We start from the raw sequence: 21,108 nt of genomic DNA on the forward strand, positions 1-21,108 counted from the left end.
TTGACTTAGAAAAAATGGTCTGCAGTTTGACCATTTCTGACTATTAGTATACATTGACCTTCTTTGACTTTCAAGTTCTATGCTTTTTCCTTTTTGTTCCTGGATGAGAAGTTGTCCTTCTTTTTGAAGGACATGGATCATATGGTGTAGAAAGGGAATTCGCTTACGGAGGAGTCGTATGAGTCAATCACAAGGATCAGCCTTTCAGCTGGCATTTGTTTATGTAGGAACGGTTGTCGGAGCCGGATTTGCAACTGGAAGAGAAATCGTCGAGTTTTTTTTAAGATTCGGCTGGCCGGGATTGGCCGGAATTTTGATCAGCGGACTGATGTTTACGTTTCTCGGTGCAAAAATGATGCTGATTGCGGTCAGAATCAATGCCAAGTCTTATCAGGAGCTGAATAAATATTTATTCGGCCATACGCTTGGGAAATTTGTCAATGTCTTCATGCTCGTGGTTTTGCTCGGCGTGACGTCCGTCATGCTGTCCGGAGCGGGGGCGATATTTGAAGAACAGCTCGGCTTTTCAAACCAAGCGGGGATGATTGCGACGATTGCCTTGAGTCTGTTTGTCATGATGAAGGGCGTTAAAGGGATATTCGGCGTCAATGTCATTGTCGTTCCGCTGCTGCTTCTGTTCACAGTTGTCGTCCTGTTTGACTCGTTTATTTTCAGAGGGCCGGAGATACACAATTTGGCGGCATTTTCGGCAAACCCCGATTGGATTTTATCCGCTGTCTCGTACGGCGCTTTTAATTTGTCGCTCGCACAGGCTGTTCTCGTGCCGATCGCTTCTGAACTGAAATCCGAACGCCTGATTATAAAAGGAGCATTAATCGGAGGGGTTCTGCTTACCCTTGTGTTGGTCGCAAGCTTTCTGTCTCTTTCAACATTGCCTGATGCCCTTTTATATGAAGTCCCGATGGCACAGGTCGTATTCATAGTCCAGCATTCTGTCCATATCATCTATCTGTTTATCATTTTCGGGGAAGTCTTCACATCAGTCATCGGCAATTTATACGGTCTTGAAAAGCAGATTAATGAATATATTCATATAAAAAGCCTGTATGTGTTTATCTTCATCCTGCTGACAATCTACTTGACGGGACAAATCGGCTACGGAAAGCTGATATCGACCATTTATCCTTTGTTCGGCCAGCTGAGCCTCGTCTTTATTTTCTTTCTGATCGTCAAAAGGGTGCCTGAGCGATGACTGGCAGGCATTGCACTTGGCGAAACGTGCGATTTGTGATAAGATGGCGAAGGAAAATTGAAATAAAATCCGCTTGAAACTGCGGGAGAGGTTCTAGCAAAACCCTCTATAAAAAACTAAGGAAAGCTGTATCCTTGGGGTATGGCCTTTTTTATTGTTTTTTTGCTAGAGCACCTTTCTCACAGAGAAAGGTGTTTTTTCGTTTAGATATCATTGAATCTCTTCTTTTATGAAATGGTGACGAAAAGCGGAGAAGGAGGAACTATGAAACAGGAAAAAGCGATCGTCGTATTCAGCGGCGGTCAGGACAGTACGACTTGCCTATTGTGGGCGCTTCGGCAATTTCAGGAGGTGGAGGCGGTCACGTTTCAATATAATCAGCGGCACAAGCAGGAAATCGAAGTCGCGAAAAAGATCGCTGCAAAGCTTGGCGTCAAGCATCACCTTCTTGATATGGAACTGTTAAATCAGCTCGCGCCGAATGCTTTGACAAGGGATGATATCGAGATTGAGGCGAAAGAAGGCGAGCTTCCGTCCACTTTTGTTCCGGGACGCAACCTCGTGTTTTTATCGTTCGCTTCGATCCTGGCCTACCAGGTCGGCGCGCGGCACATCATTACAGGCGTATGCGAGACAGACTTCAGCGGGTATCCGGATTGCCGTGATGAGTTCGTCAAATCCTGCAATGTCACTGTCAACTTGGCGATGGAGCGCCCGTTTGTCATCCATACGCCGCTTATGTGGCTGAACAAGGCGGAAACGTGGGAGCTCGCCGATGAGCTTGATGCGCTTGATTTCGTGAAAAACGAGACGCTGACGTGCTACAACGGAATCATTGCCGACGGCTGCGGCGAATGCCCGGCCTGCAAGCTTCGCGCAAACGGCTACAATGAATATATGAAAATGAAAAAGGAGCGAGCTTAACAGTGCTTACACAAATTTATCCGCAACCAAGCCATCCTTACTCTTTTGAATTAAATAAAGATATGCAAATGTCAGCTGCACATTTTATTCCGAGAGAGGATGCAGGCGCATGCAGCAGAGTCCATGGGCATACGTATACAATCAATATTACGATTGCCGGGGATGAGTTGAATGCATCAGGTTTCCTTGTCAACTTCAGCACCATTAAAAAATTGATCCACGGAGAATACGATCATACGCTTTTAAATGATCATCAGGAATTTTCAGGTGAAAGCGCGGATCGGATCCCTTCGACAGAAGTCGTGGCCAAAACGATTTACGATAAAGTAGAGGCTTATTTGAAAGATCTCAACAACCGTCCGCATTGCGTCCAGGTGTTTGTCAGGGAAACGCCGACAAGCTATGTCGTGTACCGTCCGAAACCGGGTGTTCAGCATGGCTAAGCCGATTCCCGTACTTGAAATTTTCGGTCCGACGGTTCAGGGAGAGGGGATGGTCATCGGCCAAAAGACGATGTTTGTCAGAACAGCCGGCTGTGACTATTCGTGCAGCTGGTGCGATTCAGCTTTTACCTGGGACGGTTCGGCGAAAAAAGACATCAAATGGATGACCGCGGAAGAAGTGTACGAATCTCTTAAAGACATCGGCGGAAACGCATTCTCGCACGTTACGATTTCAGGAGGCAACCCGGCGCTTTTAAAACAGCTGGACGGACTGATTTCCCTTTTAAAAGAAAACGGTATACGGACAGCGCTTGAGACGCAAGGAACGTTTTATCAAGACTGGTTTACCGGAATCGATGATTTAACAATTTCGCCAAAGCCGCCGAGCTCCAATATGAAAACCGATTTTAACAGGCTTGATCATATTGTTGACAGGCTGAAGGAACACGGCCGGGCGGCTGCGGCAAGTTTGAAGGTCGTCATTTTCACGGCGGACGACCTTCAATTTGCAAAACAAGTTCACCAGCGTTATCCCGATATCCCGTTTTTTCTTCAGGTCGGAAATGATGACGTTCATACAGAAGACCAAGAGCGGCTCGTCGAACGGCTGCTCCAAAAATATGAACAGCTGGTAGAAGCGGTCACGCGCGACCCTGAATTGAACCGCGTCCGCGTTCTCCCGCAGCTCCACACCCTGATCTGGGGAAACAAACGGGGTGTTTGATTTAAGAAAGGAAGATGAATGATGACGACAAGAAAAGATTCAGAACTGGAAGGCGTAACCCTTCTTGGAAATCAAGGCACCAATTATTTGTTTGACTATTCTCCGGAAGTGCTTGAGTCTTTCCCGAATAAACACGAAAACAGGGACTATTTCGTGAAATTCAACTGCCCTGAATTCACATCGCTGTGCCCGAAAACCGGACAGCCCGATTTTGCCACGATCTACATCAGCTACATCCCTGATAAAAAAATGGTAGAAAGCAAGTCTTTGAAACTGTATCTCTTCAGTTTCCGAAACCACGGCGATTTTCACGAAGACTGCATGAACATCATCATGAACGATTTAATTGAGCTGATGGACCCGCGCTATATCGAAGTCTGGGGCAAATTCACGCCGAGGGGCGGAATCTCGATCGATCCGTACACCAACTACGGCAAGCCCGGCACAAAGTATGAAAAAATGGCCGAGTATCGGATGATGAACCATGATCTGTATCCGGAGACGATTGATAATCGGTGATGATGAAGCGAAGGTTTGTGGTCGATGTGTGACCGGTCACAGTAAAAGTGTGACTCGGGTGTGACCCGAAAATAGCGAAGTGTGACCCGTGAAAATACGGTATTTTGTATAGAAATAATGGTCGAGGGGATAGAAATGTTTGTGACCTAGACGTGCAATTACGCACGTCTATTTTTTTTTCATGTAGAACGTTCCTACGGTATTTATCTCGCGCATACGCGGTATTTAAAAGGCGTATATGATTCCGGAACACTCGAAGAAATCGGCCTATAGTTGCGGTACGTCAAACGTTCATTGCAACGAAACGAAAGCATATTCGGAATCTGGCCGGCTATTATAACGGCGTGCTTGATCGGATATTAGATCGCCTATATGAAACGCGTTTTAATTCGTTAATCGAAGGGTGAAAGGGATAACTTCGCCATTCGCCTCGTTAACGTCTTCGTTCGCTAGTTCGTCGCCAACTTCGCGATCTCTTTCGTTCGGGTTTCGTTAATTTTCGCCAGTTATTCGTCTTGTTTCGTTCGTTTATTCGTGAAAAATACTGCTTTATTCTCGTTTTAAAAGAGTTATTTTTCGGTTTTCACTTGAAGTGACTAAATAATTCAGTTATTCTGACAATGAGGAGGGGATGAGATGTATATGCGGGGGAGACGAAGACCGGCGATTAAACATAGTGAGAAAAATACATACGAAAGTAAGACTCTGTCTGATGTGTGTAAACAAATTTGTAACGTAAAAATGTCTGAAGGACTTACGAAAGAAACAATTGATCGCTATCGCCGGGTTTGTGAGAGTGTGGAAGAATTCGCGGAAATTAAAGGACTGTCCACCAGTGTTGAATCTATAGATGTCGAGTTTGCGAGGCAGTACATGACCTATATACTGCACGAGAAGAAAACGTTTAAGGGACACCGTTATAAACCAGAAAGTGTGAAAACTCCAGGGTGTTCTCCGAAATATGCAAATGACCACCTGAAAACTATGAGAGCAGTTTTTACTTTCTGTATAAAGGAAAATATGATTTCGGAAAATCCATTTCAAAAAATAAATAAAGTCAAGCAGCCGGAACCTGTAATTCAAATATTATCTGTAGAGGAGATGAAGCAGCTTTTAAAAACACCGAATAAGCGAAAGTTCTCTGAGTTTAGAGATTACGTGGTTATGATGTGTTTAATTAACTCTATGTGTAGAATCGGAGAAATCGTCACTTTAGAGATCGAAAATATAAATTTTGAGTTGAGCTACATTATTCTTGAAGCTCAAAAAACAAAAACGAGAAAAGGCCGTATGATTCCATTAGATAAAAATACAATGCAGCTGCTTAAAAAGTTATTGTTAAGAAATACGCGATTTAAGCCTAGCAAGTATGTCTTCATTACGGAGGAAGGGACAAGATTAACGACCGACAATTTTAGAAAACGGCTTGCGGATTACGCTCATCAGGCAGGAATAAATAAAAGAGTCCATCCGCATTTATTTAGACACACCGCGGCGAGCATGTTTTTGCAGGCAGGAGGGGATCTTAGGCACCTCCAGACGATCATCGGCCATAAAGATTTACGTATGGTATTACGATATACTCATCTGTCGTTAGAATCCCTCGCAAGGCAACAGAGTGAATATTCGCTAATAAACCAAGTGGTAGATGGGTTAAATAAGCCAAGGAAGACAAAAAGAAAATACGGAAGGTAGGAAATATCGTGACTCAAAAGAAAAAAATTTTCTCGGTAGAAGAAAGTCTTCCTGATCTCTCTGGAATGTTTAATAATATCTCGGCATCGCCAAACCCAAAGCAAATTACAATTGAAAAAGCACTTACAATTATTCTCCGACAGATGGAAGTAAGCGGGAATAGGGAGCGGACAATTAGCGATTACCATCTTCATGTATCACATTTTAAGGAATCAGAAGAATTAACATATCTACATGAAATTACATATAAGTCGATTCATTCATGGCTTGGAAACATGGATGTCAGTGCACAAACAAGGCTCACGCGTTTGAAATGTCTCAAAGCATTTTTATCGCGTTGTTTCGATAATGGATGGTTCGAATCGAAGTTTTGGAAGAACGTAAAGGTGAAGGTCGACAATAAAGTTAAAGAGGGGGCGACGGATCAGGAAATCAAAATCTTACTTTCGTTATTAGATTTAACCGACTTTGTACAGCTACGTGATGCGACAGCATTGCTTCTTATGTATAAAACAGGTATGCGTGTAGGGACGCTCGCAAACTTAAAAGAAGAACATGTCGATTTTAATGGAGAATTACTTCGGTTAAGTGGTGAAATCGTTAAAAATCGAGAACCTTTACTACTGCCCTTTGATGAGACTCTCGCTCAACTTCTCTCTGTACTGGTGAATAAAAACGCCGAAATCCGCCGAGCATATAAGAAGGACAATAAATTTGTTTTTTAACAAAGTACGGCAATCAAATAGCAACAGGGCCGTCGAATAACAATATTCAAAAACGGTTGAACAGGTATGCGCGCGAGTACGGATTAAAGAATATAAATCCGCACGCATTAAGAAGGGGCTTTGCGAAATCCTTGCTTGAAAAAGGCGCAAATTTAACTGACATTTCAAGAGCGCTGGGACATAGTGATCTTTCGGTAACGACTAAATATTTATATTTAGATAAGAATGAAGTGGCCGAGAATTTGCGGGGGTTTTTGTGAAGAAAGGTCGGCAGCGAACCGGAACGATATACGTTTAATCCTAACGTGTTTTATCGTCAGTCAAAGGCGCCGGATAAGACGCTACTTGCGATGTTTAACGTTAATAAGCCGTAGATGAACGAAAAAAAAGCGCCTTAGACTGGCGCCTCTATCTCGTCTTAAATCCGTTCACAAAGCTCTCTCCGTCTTTCTCCGTGTTAATAAGCTGCTGGGCGCTTTGGCTGATTCGTTGAGCAAGCGCCTCTTGCGCTTTTCCTTCGAAGCTGTAGAGAAGCGATGAATAAACGCTGTTCATTTCTTTTTGTATATCGCCTATTTTAAACTTCGGTCTTAGTGTCGTTTTAATGCCTTCAAGCTTAGTTGCGGCCGTTACTCTCATGCCCGTTTTCAGCATTTGAAGCTGGTTGCGCCGTATGAAGAGGGTATCTTCTTGATCTCCGTTTAAGTTGTTGAGTGAAGCCAGTTTGTTGAAATTTTCCATTGTTTCATCTCCTAAAGTTTAAGCCAATTTGCCAGCATTTTATCTTTCGATTTAAAATCTTTTGCAATCTGCGCCAGGTACCCGCTGATGTCTTCTAAATCTGAAATCGTATTTTTTAATGAGGCGATGTACGCTTTTTCGGCATGAACATCGTAAAATAGCGGATTGCCTTTTTTGTCAAACGACTGCGCCAGGTTTTTCAGCGTATTGTTTACATCCTCGAGTGTCAGCTTGTCGTATAAACCGTGGCCGACCTGACGGTAGGTATCGTGCTTCAGGTCGTTGATCTCGGCGTCGTGTTCCTGATAAGCGTTTTCGGCTTCCCGTTTCATCGTCCGCAAGTCATCGATGATCGCATTTACTTTTTGCGCGAGCTGCTTGGCAACTTCGGGTGTTACTTTAATTGCGCCACTTCCGGAGGCAACTTCCGGTGGGAGCATCGCTTTTAAATTTTTGTCATAAACGAGTTCATCGCCCTCTATATTTTGAACGTTGCCGTTTTCGTCGAAAGAGAAATTCGACTTATTTATCCCATGTGTATCCGGATTTTGAAAGATTAGTGTATTAGCGAAATACAGAAGGTTTCTTCCAACCTGTTGGAGTTTATTGCCGTCAAGTCTTTCTTCGCGATTAGCCGTTGCAATAGAAGGGTCTTTTGTGTAGATGGTAGTCCCATTGTGGCGATCGAATTCGTCCCACCAACCGGCACCGACCATATCATCCGGATTAATGATAGATTTTACATAAGAGTTATAATCTCCGTTATTAATTTCTTTCTGTTTTTCATCAGAATGCAGGTGAACGATTGAGGGGCTATTAAACGCGACGGCATAGATATCATTGTTGACCGCGCTGTATTCAGCCTCTGCGCCGCCGAGCGAGTGTCCGGTGGTTGAAATAACTGTCGAGGTGCCTTTATACTTTTGTTTAACTTCCCGCACAAGTTGATCGGCTTGATCGATTTGCGATGTTTTTGTAATTAATTTATAATCTCCGGACTCAAGCATGGCAGTTTGTTCCATCGAACCAATATATCTACCGAACGTCTTAGACATATCTTTCGCATCTTTCTTGACGACATATTGTGTTTTATCTTTCGGATCGTTTCCTAAGACGATATGATTAATGTCTGCTTGCTCTACGTCACTTAACGGGTCCTTCCCCGGATCAGTTCCCGCAAAAGCTACAACGACGTTTTTGGGGTGGTCGGATTTCACCCACTTGCCGTTTTTATTTTCGGCCTGGGATAGAACGGCCGCATCTAACCCGGTGTCTTCGTCTGTTTTAATTTTATCAACATACCAGTAGGTGGCTCCGGAAACAGATGAATTTATCCGTATGTACTCTTTGTTTTTTAATTTTTTTCTGAGATAATCGTAGTTGTAAGAACGTTGGCTTATACGATAATAAGTCTCATCCGTAAGATTGGACTTCTTAATCTTCTTACTCAAGATATACAACACCTTCCGTGTAATGTAAAATAATAATAGGAAAGGAATGAATTTCATTTGAAAAAATACATTATTATCCTACTATTGTTAATTATAGCAGGTGGAGGGTTGTTTATGAAGCATCAGTATGATGTGAAAAAAGAAGAAACTGTTCTTTTTGAGAAGGCGAAAACTAAGATGACTGAATATCTACATAATGAGTACAAAGGTATTGATACTATTACTTATTATGATGATTACTTTATTGATCCAACCGGTGCTATCACCGTTGAAGGATATTTGAACGGTGATAAATCTAAAGAGTTCGACGGTTTATATGATCCGGCGAGTGATAAGATAGGAAGCTCGTCTGTAGATGCAGAAGAAAAATAGCCCACTCAATCGAGTCGGGCCTTTTTCGTATTTATATACTCTTTTTCATACCGCAACGTCGACACTCACGTAGGAAAACGCCATCCTTCACCGAACTTTTAAACAGCGTATAGTCGCAGTTATCGCAGCGCCCGTAATGGACGTCTGGGTACTCTTTATAATCGTATACAATTGACGTATCATAGCCTTTTGTTTCGTAATCCATTCGTCCTCAACCTCCGAATATTAGAATACGATAAATGACCGGCACATTCAACGCCATTCATGGAACGAAGGAATCCGCAACAAACCGTTTTTCGTCTTGAACCGGTGCTTGACGCGGCACCCAATTGGCTCGATGTAGGCGTATTTCTCCGTTTCTTCTACGATTAGCCGCTCCGCATGAAACTTCCGCCGCGCATCATACGGCATAAACTCCATAATGCCGGCATACTGGCCGTCCAGGTACGAAAGAAGCAGCGCATTGTCTTCCTTGCGGAGTCCTGATATCAGAACGTCAGTATATTCGTAGTTAACGATCTTCAGCCAGCGATCTGACCGCTTATTTTCCGCATACGGAGCGTTTGCCTGCTTCATAACGATGCCCTCGATCTTATTTTCGCGGACTAATTCGAAATAATCCGTAGCATGGCCGCGCACGCCCTCGACTATTTTAACGTTAGGATGATCGAGTTTTAGACCGGCCAGCAATTCTTTTCGTTCACTTAGCGGCTTAGACGTAACTGAAACGCCTTCTATCCGCAGGACATCAAAAACGCAAAATACTATCGGATAAAAACTTTTCCGCGACTGGAATCGTTCCATGACGGCCTCAAAATCGCCGGCGCCTGTCGATCCAGGTACGATAAGCTCGCCGTCTAAAATAGTTTCATCCGGTATGTCGAGCGTTAATAGTTCCGGAAATTTAGCGGTGACTTCGTTGTTGTGGCGTGTGTAGAGGCGGATTAAACCGTTATTCCTGGACGCGATCAGACGGATGCCGTCGAATTTGGTTTCCGTGATATAGTCGTCCGAGTTAAACGGCTCCTTTGCGGACTCAAGCAGCATGGGCCAAATAAACAAAAAGAATCACCTCGTTTCAGCGTAGTTACTATAATGATATAGTAAGAGTCCGCCGAGACAAAGCGATTCGGTTGCGGTAAATTATTCCGGCATTTAAACAGTTTGCGTAGGCTTTTCCGGTCTACTTGCCGTTCGCCCTTCGAACGATTTTCCCACGAAATTAAAGCGTAGGAGCCGCCGGAAAGTATTGCTGGTATATTAGGTATCGGCGGCCGCTTAACGCCTGATTTCGTGTGTTATTCGATAACCTTAATCGCCTTAAATCCGCTGCCATTTTCGTACTGATCCTTCGTAAAAGTCACGATGATCCGATCGCCTGGCTTTGCGTCTGTGGCTTGTGGATCGAAAGAGAAGCCGCCGTCGTCCGCTGATACCGCGTAGTCTTTATCTTCGACAATATATTCGCGCTCGATCGTTTCCTGGGCGTCCTCAGCTTCGGCGGCCATGTCGTCAGCCACGCGATAAGCAATATCGACATCTTCGTTTAGTTTGGCGGCGTAGATTCCGAGAGCCGCGTTGCCTGCGAGTGATAGGCCGAGGATGGCCGTTAAGAGCTTCGTTTTATTCATCGTCATTACCTCCGTATTTGTTTGCGATTAAATAGCCGAGACACGTAAGCGCCGTATTGAAGCCGATCTGATACGCTTTGCCGGCGTCTTTAAACGTCGCAACAGGGCGTTGGTATAGATCGAGAAGCTGGTCGGTCTGCTGCGGCTTCAGCGGCGGTGTGTCCGACCACAAGCGTTTTATATAAAGCGTCATTACCGATTCCTCCTCGATCTAAAGAATAGAAGCGCGATAAAAACGACGGCTGAGCCGAGTCCGACGCAGTCCAGGACGGAAAGCCGGCCGAAATTCATATCCGCAATCCAGGCGAGCAAGACGACGATTAACAAAATTTCCGTGGTATCAATTCGTTTCATTCGTGTTATAATTGATTGACAAGGGGCGCAATGCCTCTCGTAGCTTATGTTCGGCGACGGTGCTTCTTGGTCGGAGGCCGTCGCTCTTTACTTTCGGATTCCTTTCGCATCTTCCGGATTTCTAAGACGATTTTTAGAATTCCGAGCCAAGTTGCGATGATTGCCGAAAGCTTCATTACGGTGTCAATCAATTACGTTCACCTCCTTTCGTTACCTTAATTATACGATATCGCATAACGAATGTCAATCGTATTTGCGAAAATTTATTCGTTATCGTATAATCGAATTATCAAAACGAGGTGAGTACGGATGAAAATAACGGTAAGACCGCGACTGTCGGAAGTAATGAACGCGAAAGGGTGGAGGCAAATTCCGTTGTCTGAAGCGTCAGGAGTTCCGCAAGGCAGCATAAGCCGGTTCGATAAGAACGAAAGGCATCTCGATTGGCACGTTTTTGCCCTTGCGCGAACACTCGGCGTAGGTGTCGAGGAGTTATTCGAGGTGAAGATCGAAGACGCTGACGAATAGGTTGGCGTCTATTTCTTCGTGTTGGTATCGTATATTTATACGTTTATATGAATGATAATGCGGACAATCTAGCGGTGAGATGTCGGATGATTATCGTTAAATTCTCAATTAGAATAACGTAATTGATAATGAACACGATCTTATTCGCACAAATCGGCTAAAAACACGACTTTATTCGCACAACCGAAAACAGGGTTCGTGCTTAAAGCCGCAAGGGATACAGCGTTTTTCAGTCCGCAATCACTTCTTAGTCTTCTGAATCCGAAGACTAGCGGGAACTACGTTTCACTCCGTCCCGCAGAAACGCAATCATGTATATTGTATAAATAATTATATCGCGATAAAGGCCTTAATAATATCCGCGGACACGGAGGAGCGTAAGCGACGGAGTGGACGCTAGGGTTTAAAACTTACGAAAATATTCCGTTACTATATCAACTTTTACATGCGTAGCTGTCTATACGTTATGAGAAGGACGCTACAACTACGGAATAACAACAGGCACTAGCCGCACACTTGGCGTCCTTTTAGTACATATTGCGGCGATATAAACGGAGGTGTTCTCGTATGAAATACGCAGTCTTCAGCGACTATTGCGACGCAGGCCAAGCGATCTACGACAATTACGAAGATGCTCTCGCTGATTTCGAAGAACGGACCACTAACAAATCCTATAACGGTGTTGATGCGTACATTTGCGGAGTTATTGACTACTACAAAGCGGAAGAGCGTAACGATTTTCACGCACAAATCACACGAAATTAGACGTTTTAGTATTCTCCGAGGGTATTCGGTAGGGTGACGGTTAGAAGCGCTAATTTCGTGTGAATTCGAAGGGAGGGACGTAAGGGTGGCGAAATACAAGAAAAAGCCGGTTGTAGTTGAGGCGTTTAAATATGGCGCACCATGGCCGGATTGGTTCCACGACAAAGTAACGAGTAATGACGTTATTACACATGCGGCGTATGAAAGCGGAAGCCCGTTTGAACGAAATACCGGTCTTTGGTGCGAAATTAAAACGCTAGAAGGCGTTATGATCGCTAAAGAAGGCGACTATATTATTCGCGGAGTAGAAGGCGAGCTGTACCCGTGTAAACCGGATATTTTCGAAAAGACTTACGAAAGAGTTGACGAATAAAACGCAATCAGAACGAGGGCGATCCGAATAGGGGTCGCTCTTTTTGTGCTTGCGATAAATAAGCCGGAGCGCCTCTCAACGATGCGGACCCAGCCCGGTGGATAATAAACGAAAAAGGAGACGATGTGAATGGCGGAATCAAAGCGCGAATCAATCGGCAAAATTAAAATCGACTTGGATGTGTCCGACGCGATAACCGGACTCAAGGCGGTCCAACGCGAGGCAAAGGCGGCGACTAAGGCGTTGGCTGAATTGCGGGAAGAACAGGCGAAGGGTCATCTAGCAGGGCGGTTATATATCGGCGAGGAGTATATTGCGCCTCCGGTCTATGTCGACGGTAAGAAGATCGAAGAGGCTAGTACGAAAATCTTCCGGAAGGGGGAGCGCTGATGTGCGGTAAAATAACCGTTAAACTTACCGCAGGCGATGAATACGACGAACAGCTCGATCAATTGCGCCAAGCCTTTTTCGCTCTGTCCGACGGCCCTGAACAAGAAGAGTGGCGACTCGCTCTCGTTGTAGGAAGGACCGTTAGCGAAGCCAAAACGATATGGAAACGGGTGAAAACGAACTATCCGAGCTATAAGTACACGCAATTTGTATCGCGTAATCCTTACGTACTGGACGGTATAAACCCGGAATACGTTGCGCTATTTATGCTGCCAGGTTGCGCAGATAATCCGATTGTAAACGATCCAATGTTTCGGTGGGTTATCGATAATGCATACGAAGTTACTTGCGTTGAGGAGGGCGATGGTGTATGAGGGTACGCGTTTATAAGATTGAGCATTTAATGGCCGATAATATTTTCGCTGATGGCTCTTTATTAACGTCGTTTTCTATCGGAATGCGGGCCGAAGCTACCGTCGAATTTGAGTCTGGAAATCGTTTAGAAGCCGTGTTCGAGTTTCCGGAGGCTGATACTCTTTCATTCGTTGAGGCCGAGCGATTGATTCGGAAGGAGTTGAGCGCGGAGTGAGTCGTCTGTCGTTAAACAAAACTCAATACGATACGTTTCGAATATGGCTACGTGACAGTGGCTATGCTCCGGAACATTTACGACAGGCGGACAACGCAGAGATGCGGCGAGTCATACGGCAGATGGATTATTGGTACGATGGCTTTCGGATAGGGAGCGAACGGCGCCGTATTATTGCCGGTTTGTATGCGATGCGTAATCGCGACTTTTAATTAAACGGGAGGTATGTTAAGTGAACGGATTATTTTACTGCTACTCAACAACGCTGATGCACTTCTTAAAGGCGAATGGCCGCCGCTATAAATTTACGAAGCTGCATCCGCGAACTAATAACCGGATGTGGGTATTCGAAAGAGACGCCGACTTTGGCGCTTTGCTTGACGAATACGACGCCCGAAAGGCGAATGCGAAGGCGCAGTGAGTAGCGCGATTAGTTAACGAAAGGAAGTCGATAGTCAATGCGAGGCCAATTCGAGCATTTGGCGCGGGAGGCGCTACAACGGAAAGCTTACGCGATGCAGAAAGAAAGTGAACTAACCGGCAACGCACCGATACCACACGACTTATGGCGGCGGTTGGTTCCTATCGCGAGAGAATACGAGAAAGGTAACGGAGCCATGGCGCAATTGTATACGTACCTTCTGGCGCACGTGAACGGGCAGGCCGAGAACGAACGGTATATGAGCGCGTTCCCTTCGGTGGATAAGATCGCCGAGGATACGGGAATAGGGCGCAACAGGATAGCGCGGTTGGCTAACGTGTTGGAGGCGGTAGGACTACTGAAGACAGCGTATGACTATGCGTCGAATAAGCGCGAGAAGTTGTATTATCCGCAATATTATAGCGGGCTAAGTGATGCAGAGATAAGGCGGAGGCTGGACGTTATATACGGTCAATCACCGTAGAGTGACTTACGTTAATCACTGTAGAGTGATTTACCTAAATCACCGTAGAGTGACGGTAATAATAACAAACGCAATAATAACGAACTAATAATAACAAACAAATAATAGCGCCTCTATTCGCTAACGCTCATACGATACGCAGATATTAGTAATCTATTAAATACCTTATCGCGATAAAGAACTTATATAAAAGATAAAGACAAAGTGCAACGATATTGGTGGGGAGCGCCAGATTGGTTAGTCACTCTACAGTGATTGACGCTTTAGTATATGAAAGGGGTGGGAGTGTATGGAGTATAGATTAAACCTGGCTAAGTTTAGTATCTTAGAAACACTCGAGAAGGCGGCAGTTGACCGTGAGTTGGTTTACGTTAGAGCCGGACAAAGGTGTTTAGGAAAGACCACCGCGCTTATTGAGTTTGCTCGTAAGCATGACTGCGAAATCATGGTTCACCGCAACATGTTGGGCTACTACAAAACAGAGCATCCAGATGTTAAGGTTAGATCTCATCTAAGCGAGAAGTGGGTTACTCCGAGTGATAGGTTTGTGTGCGATGAAGGTGTACCTCAGGATGCAATCGACGAATTGAAACGAGGCGGCAACCTTATCACCGGATTCGTAAGAGTGAAGGATTCTTTTAGGGACGGATTGTATGACCAATTAATACGTGAGAATACACCGAACTTACTAACGATAGAACTCACGGATGAACAATCGATACCACGCGTCATATACAAAGGCGAAGAAATTACCGGTCGTATTGCGGTAGACTTCGAGTGGCGTACTAAAGACGCAGACCAATGCGGCTCTACTTATTACCGTATCAAACACACTAAGGATAGCACAGGCGCTCCGGTTGTAGAGACGAAGGAACTTGCGGTAGGCGAACGAGCTTATGAATAGAGAACGTAAGCAGCGTTATAGATACCTACGAGAGCAACGAAAGGAACGCGACTATGAGCTTGGATTTATACAACTGGCAGGCCGTCCGTTCTGTAAGCCTAGATTAATACGACTGGGTCCAGCGTTAACCTTAACGCGATTCATGGCGGGTGCAAGGCGATGAGTAACTACTATGACAAACATAAGCGCGATCCCGAAGCACGTGCTTTCTATAAGTCTACAGCCTGGGCTAAGTGCCGAGCCTTAGTGCTCAAGCGCGACCATCACCTGTGTCAAGACTGTCTCGCAAATAAAACGATCACTAAAGCAGAGACTGTACACCACATAAAGGAGCTGCGAGAATACCCTGAATTAGCTTTAGATGCATCAAATTTGGTCAGCCTTTGCAATTCCTGCCACAACAAACGCCATCCGGAGAAGGGGCAGAAAAGTGCCAAAACAGAGAAGAAACAGAGAAAAATCAGGGTTGTAAAGACAGAGGCTAACCCCGAATTATAGCCCCCTCCCCTCTGGACTAAAAAACAAAAATACAAGGGACCGGCGGGCCCCCTTCGCTTGTTGCGCGACCAGAAATTTTACATTAAAGGGGGGTCTCCCCGAATGAAAGGAGTGTTTTAATGGCGGTACCGACAGCGAAAAAAATCCGGGAATACCTCGGAGACAGGTATAAAGAATCGGATGAAGAACTGATCGAACTCTACGTTGACACTCATAAGTTTTACCGCCGACTAAAAAAGGAAGTAGCCGAGAACCCTTTAATGATGCGGCATACGAACAAAGCAGGCGCGGAGAACCTTGTCAAAAATCCGTTAGCGATTGAGCTTACGAAGACGGTGACGACGTTAAACAATCTTCTGAAATCGCTCGATCTTACGCCGGCTCAAAGAAAAGAATTAAACGCGGGCGGTGAAGAAAATGACGACGGTTTCGATCAGCTCTAACCCGACAGACATCGAAAAATGGTATAAAAACTGGCTAAAAACGCAAAAAATAGCCGGATTTATACGCGAAAAACCGGCGGAAAAGTTGCTTACAACATGGTATGCGGAAAAAGTAGTCTCCGGGGAGATAATCGCAAGTAAGAAAAATATTCTCGCTTGTAAACGACATCTTCGCGATTTAAAACGCGCAGGAACAGACGAATTTCCATACGTTTTTAACGAAGAAAAAGGGCATCGCCCCATACAGTTTATCGAGAAGTTTTGTAAACCGTCTCAAGGACAATACAACAGTTTGACGCTTCAACCGTGGCAACATTTTGTGATCGGATCACTGTACGGTTGGGTTCATCGCGATACCGGCCTTCGGAGATTCCGTGAAGGCCTTGTTTTTGTTGCGCGGAAGAACGGAAAAACAACGAAAATCAGCGGTTTAGCCAATTTTGCGATAACAAAGGACGACGAACCGGGCGCTCGGGCCTACGTCTTAGCAAACTCGAAGCAACAAGCGGGTGTTTTATTCGAGGAAAGTCGTGCAATGGTTCAGAAGTCGCCGGTACTTCGGAAGCGTCTGCGCGAGAATCAAAAAGGCATCTACCATGACGCGTCCATGAGTCAGATCGAGGCACGGGCGTCTGATAGCGAAAAGTTAGACGGTTTGAATACGCACCTCGGCATATTCGATGAGATACACGAATTCAAAGATTCAAAATTGATCAGCGTAATCAAGAACTCAAGGGCAGCTCGACGGCAGCCGTTGATCATCTACATCACGACGGCCGGCTATCAACTCGACGGGCCTCTCGTCGAATATTACGAAATTGCTTCCGATGTTTTGGACGGATCTAACGTTCAGGAGCGGAATTTTTACTTTATGGCCGAATTAGACGACATTTCTGAGGTGGAAAACCCGGAAATGTGGATCAAAGCGAACCCTAACATTGGGGTAACGATGGATATTCCGTCAATGATTCAGGACTTCAATGCGGACCGTCACGTCCCTCGTGAATACAACGACTGGCTGGTCAAACGGTTTAATATCTTCGTGGATAACGGAGAGGAAAGCTTCATAGACTTCGAAGTCATCAAGAGCAATAACGGACATGTCGATCCGGAATCGTTGCGTGGTATGAGATGCATTGGCGGCTTCGACTTATCACAAACGGAAGACTTTACAAGCGCGTGTCTGGAGTTTTTGCTGCCGGATAATCGCGTTTTTGTTATGTCTCATTCGTGGGTACCGGCGGCAAAAGTACAAAAAGATAACGAAAAAATCGACTACCGTGGGTTTGAAGCCGACGGTTTTTTGACGATTATACCCGGAAATTACGTTCAGTACGAGTACGTTTACGACTGGTTCGTTGAAATGTCGCGTAAATATCAGATCGATAAGATCACGTTTGACCCAGCGAATGCGATGCGATTGGTTCACGATCTTCAAAACTACGGATTTCAAACCGAAGTTGTGCGACAAGGGTACATTACTCTGAGTGACCCGTTAAAGCATATCAAAGAATTATTGCTTGACGGAAACGTCGTTTACAACGAAAACAAGCTTTTCACATGGTATCTAAACAACGTCAAGCTCGTCGAAGATCGGAACGGTAACTGGTTGCCGACTAAACAAACGAGGTACCGGAAAATCGATGGCTTTGCGGCTTTTCTGAACGCACATACACAGGTTTATCTCGATATGACGAAGCCGGTTGAGGGCGGAAGCGTCGGATTTATCTCAATTAGCGATCTATTAAACGGTTAGGAGGTGAGAAATTGGGCTTTTGGAGCAATGTTCGGAACTTTTTTCGCAAGCCATCCGATGTCAAGGCAGAAACGAGAAGGGATCTAACACACTGGTATATTCCTCGAGCTACTATTCTAGGAAATTACGGAGAACATGCGCTGGCTGACAACGAAACAGTTTTCTCGGCTGTGTCGCGATTATCAAACACGATGTCAAGCCTACCGATCAAGGCGTATAAAAATTATCAACCGATTGAGTCTCAGGCTTCCGAGCTTCTGACATACGCGCCGAATCATAACATGACATCCGGGCAATTTATCGGCCTTTTGGAGACGCATCGGGCCGTATATGGCAATGCTTACGCAATAAAACGGTACGGAATGCGTTATGAAGTCGTTGGATTAGAGGTTTTGGATCCTTCGAGAGTGCAGCCGGTGATTGAAGAGACTACTCGGGATCTTTGGTACGAGATTTTAGGAGACAACGGAAATTATTTCGTTCACAACATGGACATGATTCACGTTAAAAATACGTCGGTAGACGGTCTAAAAGGAATCTCACCGCTAAAGGTTCTGCGGAACGCCCTCGACTTTGATCGAGATGTCCGGCTTTTCAGTCTAGAACAAATGGATGGAGCAAAGATATCATTCATTTTGGAATTAGCGAACCAACTCGACGATACGCGCAAAGAAAAGATGTTAGAGAACTTTAAAAGTTTCTATAAAGACAACGGCGGCCTCTTAATTCAGGAACCAGGGGTAAAAATCCGCGAATTAAAGAAGGAATTCATCGATACAAAGGCGTTTGAGGTCGAAAAAGTGACACGTTCAAGAGTCGCGCAGGCCTTTAATATTCCGTTGTACATGCTTGGCGAGACACAGGGCAGCGTCTCCAATATGGAGCAACTTTATATCGATTATGTACAAGGAACGCTAATGCCTATCGCAACTCAGTACGAAAAAGAATTCAACCGGAAGCTGCTGACTGAAAAGGAGCGCAAGTCCGGTTATTATTTTAAGTTTAGTATGAACGCGTTATTGCGCGGAGACATGCAGACCCGCGGTAATTTCTATCAACAAGGCATCCGGAGCGGCTGGTTTAAGCCGAATGAGGTGCGTGCATGGGAGGATTTGCCGCCAGAAGAGGGCGGAGACACGCTTTATTTAAGCAAAGATTTATTTCCAATCGACCAGGTTGCGCAACAGAAAATCACATCGGCTGATGCCCCGACGCCTCCATCGTTAGAAATTAACGAAGATGATAACGAGGACTCGAAAGGAGGTGAGGACGATAAAGAAGTTCTGGGAAATCAAAGCGGCGAAGAATGACGCTAAAACAGGCGAGATTTACATTTACAGTGAAATCAGTTCGGCCCAGTTCTGGGGGGACGAAGTGACTACGCAAACTTTCAAGGAGGATTTAGACGGACTTGGCGAAGTATCTGCGCTAAATATCTATATTAATTCGCCAGGCGGCTCTGTTTTCGAAGGGAATTCGATCTACAACATCATAAAGCGGCACAAAGCCCACGTTAACGTCTACGTCGACGGGCTGGCGGCCTCTATCGCAAGTGTCATCGCAATGTCCGGTGACGCTATTTTTATGCCTGCAAACGCGATGATGATGATTCATAATCCGTGGACTGTTGCGCAAGGCAATGCGGAAGAACTCCGCAAACAAGCCGACGACATGGATCGTATTCGCGAAAGTCTTATCGAGGCATATCTCGGAAAAGCAGGCGAAAAACTCAATCGTGATCGTTTGATCGAACTTATGGACGCAGAAACGTGGCTGACGGCGCAAGAATGTCTCGAATTAGGGCTGTGTGATTCTATCGAAGCTCCTAGCGCTGCGGTTGCGAAAGTGGATACGCAGTTATTTGCGAAGTACCGGAACACTCCGGAATCGCTTCTTAATCAGACGAAAGAGGACGAAAAGCAGGCGGAAAAAGAGCGCCTGTTCCGTGAGCAGCTTATCGCGGAAGCACAAACGAATTTACTAAAACTTCAAAACGGGGGAATCATTTAATGGAACTATTTGATCTGAAGGCAAACTTAAACACTGTAGGAACACAATTAGCATCGGTTGAAAAGGAAATCATGAACAAAGCGGCTGACCCTAACGCTTCTATCGATGAAGTACGGTCTCTAAAACAAAAAAGAGACGATCTTAAAGAGCGTATGGACATCCTGCAAAATCAACACGATACTTTAGAGCGGGAACAAAAAGCTAAAATTCAAGCAAGTCTTGAAAAAGCAAAAGCAGGCGCGTCTGCTGGACTTAACAGCGAAGATCCAAAGGTTAAGAAAATTTCTGCTAAAGCAGGCTTAATCCGTGCAACAATGAGAAAAGAGGTACCGGCTCCTGAAGTACGTGCTGCGCTAGGAGATAATAACGGAACAGGTGGGGAGAAACTCCTTCCTAAAACAGTTTCCGAAGAACTTATTCACGAACCTTTTGTAAAGAATCCGTTGCGTGAACTTTCAACGTATACAAGTGTAACAAATCTCGAAATCCCTAAAGTTGATTTTTCCCTTGACGATGATGATTTCATCCAAGATTTACAGACTGCTAAAGAACTTGAAGTAGACGGAGATGTGGTTACTTTCGGACGCCGCAAATTCAAAGTTATGGCGAAAATCTCCGAAACTATTTTGGCGGCTACTGATACTGATCTGGTCGCTACAGTTGAGCGCGCTTTACAATCCGGCCTAGCTGCAAAAGAGAAAAAAGTTTCTTTCGCAGTAACACCGAAACAGGGAGAAGAGGAAATGTCCTTCTACGCTGCCGGAATTAAGCAAGTCACTGCGGAAGATAAATATAAAGCGATCAAAAAAGCTATTGCGGATCTTCCAGAAGACTTCCGTGAAAACGCAAAAGTAATGATGACATACGCAGACTATCTCGAAATCATTGAAACTTTGGCTAATGGAAGTGCAACTCTTTACGGTGCACAACCGGAACAAATCATCGGTAAACCAGTTGAATTCTGTGATGCTGCGGTTGATCCTATCGTCGGTGACTTCCGTTACTCTCACTTCAACTACGATCCGGCAATCACTTACGAAAGCGACAAAGACGTTAAAACTGGCGAAAATGTATTTGTTCTTACTGCGTATTTTGATCACAAAATCAAACTGAAATCTGCATTCCGTATCGCTAAAGTAGACACTACTCCCTAAA

29 protein-coding genes, 1 pseudogene and 1 riboswitch are annotated in these 21,108 nt (G+C 44.9%); of the genes and pseudogenes, 23 read left to right on the forward strand and 7 right to left on the reverse strand.

The window, feature by feature from the left end:
• The first annotated feature begins 178 nt into the window (after positions 1-178).
• From TRNA_RS29085 to TRNA_RS44255, 7 genes and pseudogenes are all read left to right on the forward strand, one after another.
• The gene (locus TRNA_RS29085) at positions 179-1,213 is read left to right on the forward strand and encodes a YkvI family membrane protein (RefSeq protein WP_003181096.1); all 1,035 of its coding nucleotides are present in this window, start codon (positions 179-181) and stop codon (positions 1,211-1,213) included.
• Positions 1,214-1,294: 81 nt separating this feature from the next.
• Positions 1,295-1,339: riboswitch (PreQ1 riboswitch) on the forward strand.
• A gap of 138 nt (positions 1,340-1,477) precedes the next feature.
• A complete protein-coding gene (gene queC, locus TRNA_RS29090; RefSeq protein WP_003181098.1) occupies positions 1,478-2,137 on the forward strand; it encodes a 7-cyano-7-deazaguanine synthase QueC in 660 nt (219 codons plus the stop codon).
• Between the two features lie 2 nt (positions 2,138-2,139).
• Positions 2,140-2,580, forward strand: coding sequence for a 6-carboxytetrahydropterin synthase QueD (gene queD, locus TRNA_RS29095; RefSeq protein ID WP_003181100.1), 441 nt, complete (start codon positions 2,140-2,142; stop codon positions 2,578-2,580).
• Positions 2,573-3,304: a 7-carboxy-7-deazaguanine synthase QueE gene (queE, locus tag TRNA_RS29100; protein ID WP_003181103.1), complete on the forward strand. Its 732-nt coding sequence runs from the start codon at positions 2,573-2,575 to the stop codon at positions 3,302-3,304. The genes queD and queE overlap by 8 nt, the downstream gene beginning before the upstream one ends.
• Positions 3,305-3,325: 21 nt before the next feature.
• Positions 3,326-3,823, forward strand: a complete 498-nt coding sequence (gene queF, locus TRNA_RS29105; protein ID WP_009328607.1) for a preQ(1) synthase — start codon at positions 3,326-3,328, stop codon at positions 3,821-3,823.
• 636 nt (positions 3,824-4,459) lie between these two features.
• Positions 4,460-5,518 carry a tyrosine-type recombinase/integrase gene (locus tag TRNA_RS29110; RefSeq protein ID WP_011197894.1) on the forward strand — a complete coding sequence of 353 codons (1,059 nt, stop codon included), beginning with the start codon at positions 4,460-4,462 and terminating at the stop codon, positions 5,516-5,518.
• A gap of 8 nt (positions 5,519-5,526) precedes the next feature.
• Positions 5,527-6,503 (forward strand): annotated as a pseudogene (locus TRNA_RS44255) (tyrosine-type recombinase/integrase).
• Positions 6,504-6,651: 148 nt separating this feature from the next.
• Here TRNA_RS44255 and TRNA_RS29120 read toward each other — a convergent pair.
• On the reverse strand, positions 6,652-6,984 hold the full coding sequence (locus tag TRNA_RS29120) for a hypothetical protein (RefSeq protein WP_011197895.1): 333 nt from the start codon (positions 6,982-6,984) through the stop codon (positions 6,652-6,654).
• A gap of 11 nt (positions 6,985-6,995) precedes the next feature.
• On the reverse strand, positions 6,996-8,435 hold the full coding sequence (locus TRNA_RS29125; RefSeq protein WP_003181116.1) for a lipase: 1,440 nt from the start codon (positions 8,433-8,435) through the stop codon (positions 6,996-6,998).
• A 57-nt stretch (positions 8,436-8,492) separates the two neighbouring features.
• On the opposite strand from TRNA_RS29125, the gene TRNA_RS29130 reads away from it, so the two are divergent.
• Positions 8,493-8,807 carry a DUF1433 domain-containing protein gene (locus TRNA_RS29130; protein ID WP_003181118.1) on the forward strand — a complete coding sequence of 105 codons (315 nt, stop codon included), beginning with the start codon at positions 8,493-8,495 and terminating at the stop codon, positions 8,805-8,807.
• Between the two features lie 31 nt (positions 8,808-8,838).
• On the opposite strand, the gene TRNA_RS43590 is transcribed toward TRNA_RS29130, so the two are convergent.
• From TRNA_RS43590 to TRNA_RS43860, 5 genes are all read right to left on the reverse strand, one after another.
• Complete coding sequence (locus TRNA_RS43590) at positions 8,839-9,012, reverse strand: hypothetical protein (RefSeq protein ID WP_011201634.1); 174 nt, start codon at positions 9,010-9,012, stop codon at positions 8,839-8,841.
• Positions 9,013-9,059: 47 nt separating this feature from the next.
• Entirely contained in the window at positions 9,060-9,869 is an 810-nt protein-coding gene (locus TRNA_RS29135) for an RNA ligase family protein (protein WP_011197896.1), read from the reverse strand.
• Positions 9,870-10,105: 236 nt separating this feature from the next.
• The gene (locus TRNA_RS29140) at positions 10,106-10,438 is read right to left on the reverse strand and encodes a hypothetical protein (protein ID WP_011197897.1); all 333 of its coding nucleotides are present in this window, start codon (positions 10,436-10,438) and stop codon (positions 10,106-10,108) included.
• The gene (locus TRNA_RS29145; RefSeq protein WP_011197898.1) at positions 10,431-10,631 is read right to left on the reverse strand and encodes a hypothetical protein; all 201 of its coding nucleotides are present in this window, start codon (positions 10,629-10,631) and stop codon (positions 10,431-10,433) included. Before TRNA_RS29145 ends, TRNA_RS29140 begins: the two co-directional genes overlap by 8 nt.
• Positions 10,631-10,792 (reverse strand): hypothetical protein, encoded by a 162-nt coding sequence (locus TRNA_RS43860; RefSeq protein WP_003181128.1) that lies wholly within the window; start codon positions 10,790-10,792, stop codon positions 10,631-10,633. Before TRNA_RS43860 ends, TRNA_RS29145 begins: the two co-directional genes overlap by 1 nt.
• Positions 10,793-11,101: 309 nt before the next feature.
• Here TRNA_RS43860 and TRNA_RS29150 point away from each other — a divergent pair, with 309 nt between their 5' ends.
• From TRNA_RS29150 to TRNA_RS29225, 15 genes are all read left to right on the forward strand, one after another.
• A complete protein-coding gene (locus tag TRNA_RS29150; RefSeq protein ID WP_011201636.1) occupies positions 11,102-11,320 on the forward strand; it encodes a helix-turn-helix domain-containing protein in 219 nt (72 codons plus the stop codon).
• A gap of 567 nt (positions 11,321-11,887) precedes the next feature.
• Positions 11,888-12,085 (forward strand): hypothetical protein, encoded by a 198-nt coding sequence (locus tag TRNA_RS29155; protein ID WP_041817019.1) that lies wholly within the window; start codon positions 11,888-11,890, stop codon positions 12,083-12,085.
• Positions 12,086-12,170: 85 nt separating this feature from the next.
• Positions 12,171-12,458, forward strand: a complete 288-nt coding sequence (locus TRNA_RS29160) for a hypothetical protein (RefSeq protein WP_011197899.1) — start codon at positions 12,171-12,173, stop codon at positions 12,456-12,458.
• A 129-nt stretch (positions 12,459-12,587) separates the two neighbouring features.
• Entirely contained in the window at positions 12,588-12,848 is a 261-nt protein-coding gene (locus TRNA_RS29165) for a hypothetical protein (RefSeq protein WP_011197900.1), read from the forward strand.
• Positions 12,848-13,222 carry a hypothetical protein gene (locus TRNA_RS29170; RefSeq protein ID WP_011197901.1) on the forward strand — a complete coding sequence of 125 codons (375 nt, stop codon included), beginning with the start codon at positions 12,848-12,850 and terminating at the stop codon, positions 13,220-13,222. The genes TRNA_RS29165 and TRNA_RS29170 overlap by 1 nt, the downstream gene beginning before the upstream one ends.
• Positions 13,219-13,437: a hypothetical protein gene (locus TRNA_RS29175; RefSeq protein WP_017474207.1), complete on the forward strand. Its 219-nt coding sequence runs from the start codon at positions 13,219-13,221 to the stop codon at positions 13,435-13,437. The genes TRNA_RS29170 and TRNA_RS29175 overlap by 4 nt, the downstream gene beginning before the upstream one ends.
• Positions 13,438-13,669: 232 nt before the next feature.
• A complete protein-coding gene (locus tag TRNA_RS29185; protein ID WP_011197902.1) occupies positions 13,670-13,858 on the forward strand; it encodes a hypothetical protein in 189 nt (62 codons plus the stop codon).
• Positions 13,859-14,054: 196 nt separating this feature from the next.
• Positions 14,055-14,342, forward strand: a complete 288-nt coding sequence (locus TRNA_RS44430) for a helix-turn-helix domain-containing protein (protein WP_326099654.1) — start codon at positions 14,055-14,057, stop codon at positions 14,340-14,342.
• Positions 14,343-14,631: 289 nt separating this feature from the next.
• Complete coding sequence (locus TRNA_RS29195) at positions 14,632-15,246, forward strand: hypothetical protein (RefSeq protein WP_011197903.1); 615 nt, start codon at positions 14,632-14,634, stop codon at positions 15,244-15,246.
• Positions 15,247-15,405: 159 nt separating this feature from the next.
• A complete protein-coding gene (locus tag TRNA_RS29200) occupies positions 15,406-15,744 on the forward strand; it encodes an HNH endonuclease (RefSeq protein ID WP_011197904.1) in 339 nt (112 codons plus the stop codon).
• Between the two features lie 119 nt (positions 15,745-15,863).
• On the forward strand, positions 15,864-16,187 hold the full coding sequence (locus TRNA_RS29205; RefSeq protein ID WP_011197905.1) for a P27 family phage terminase small subunit: 324 nt from the start codon (positions 15,864-15,866) through the stop codon (positions 16,185-16,187).
• Positions 16,162-17,943, forward strand: coding sequence for a terminase large subunit (locus tag TRNA_RS29210; RefSeq protein WP_011197906.1), 1,782 nt, complete (start codon positions 16,162-16,164; stop codon positions 17,941-17,943). The genes TRNA_RS29205 and TRNA_RS29210 overlap by 26 nt, the downstream gene beginning before the upstream one ends.
• An 11-nt stretch (positions 17,944-17,954) precedes the next feature.
• Positions 17,955-19,253 carry a phage portal protein gene (locus TRNA_RS29215; protein WP_011197907.1) on the forward strand — a complete coding sequence of 433 codons (1,299 nt, stop codon included), beginning with the start codon at positions 17,955-17,957 and terminating at the stop codon, positions 19,251-19,253.
• Entirely contained in the window at positions 19,207-19,953 is a 747-nt protein-coding gene (locus tag TRNA_RS29220; protein ID WP_011197908.1) for a head maturation protease, ClpP-related, read from the forward strand. Before TRNA_RS29215 ends, TRNA_RS29220 begins: the two co-directional genes overlap by 47 nt.
• Positions 19,953-21,107 carry a phage major capsid protein gene (locus TRNA_RS29225; protein ID WP_011197909.1) on the forward strand — a complete coding sequence of 385 codons (1,155 nt, stop codon included), beginning with the start codon at positions 19,953-19,955 and terminating at the stop codon, positions 21,105-21,107. The genes TRNA_RS29220 and TRNA_RS29225 overlap by 1 nt, the downstream gene beginning before the upstream one ends.
• The last annotated feature ends 1 nt before the right edge of the window (position 21,108 follow it).

Source organism: Bacillus licheniformis DSM 13 = ATCC 14580 (genome assembly GCF_000011645.1).
Classification (GTDB): domain Bacteria; phylum Bacillota; class Bacilli; order Bacillales; family Bacillaceae; genus Bacillus; species Bacillus licheniformis.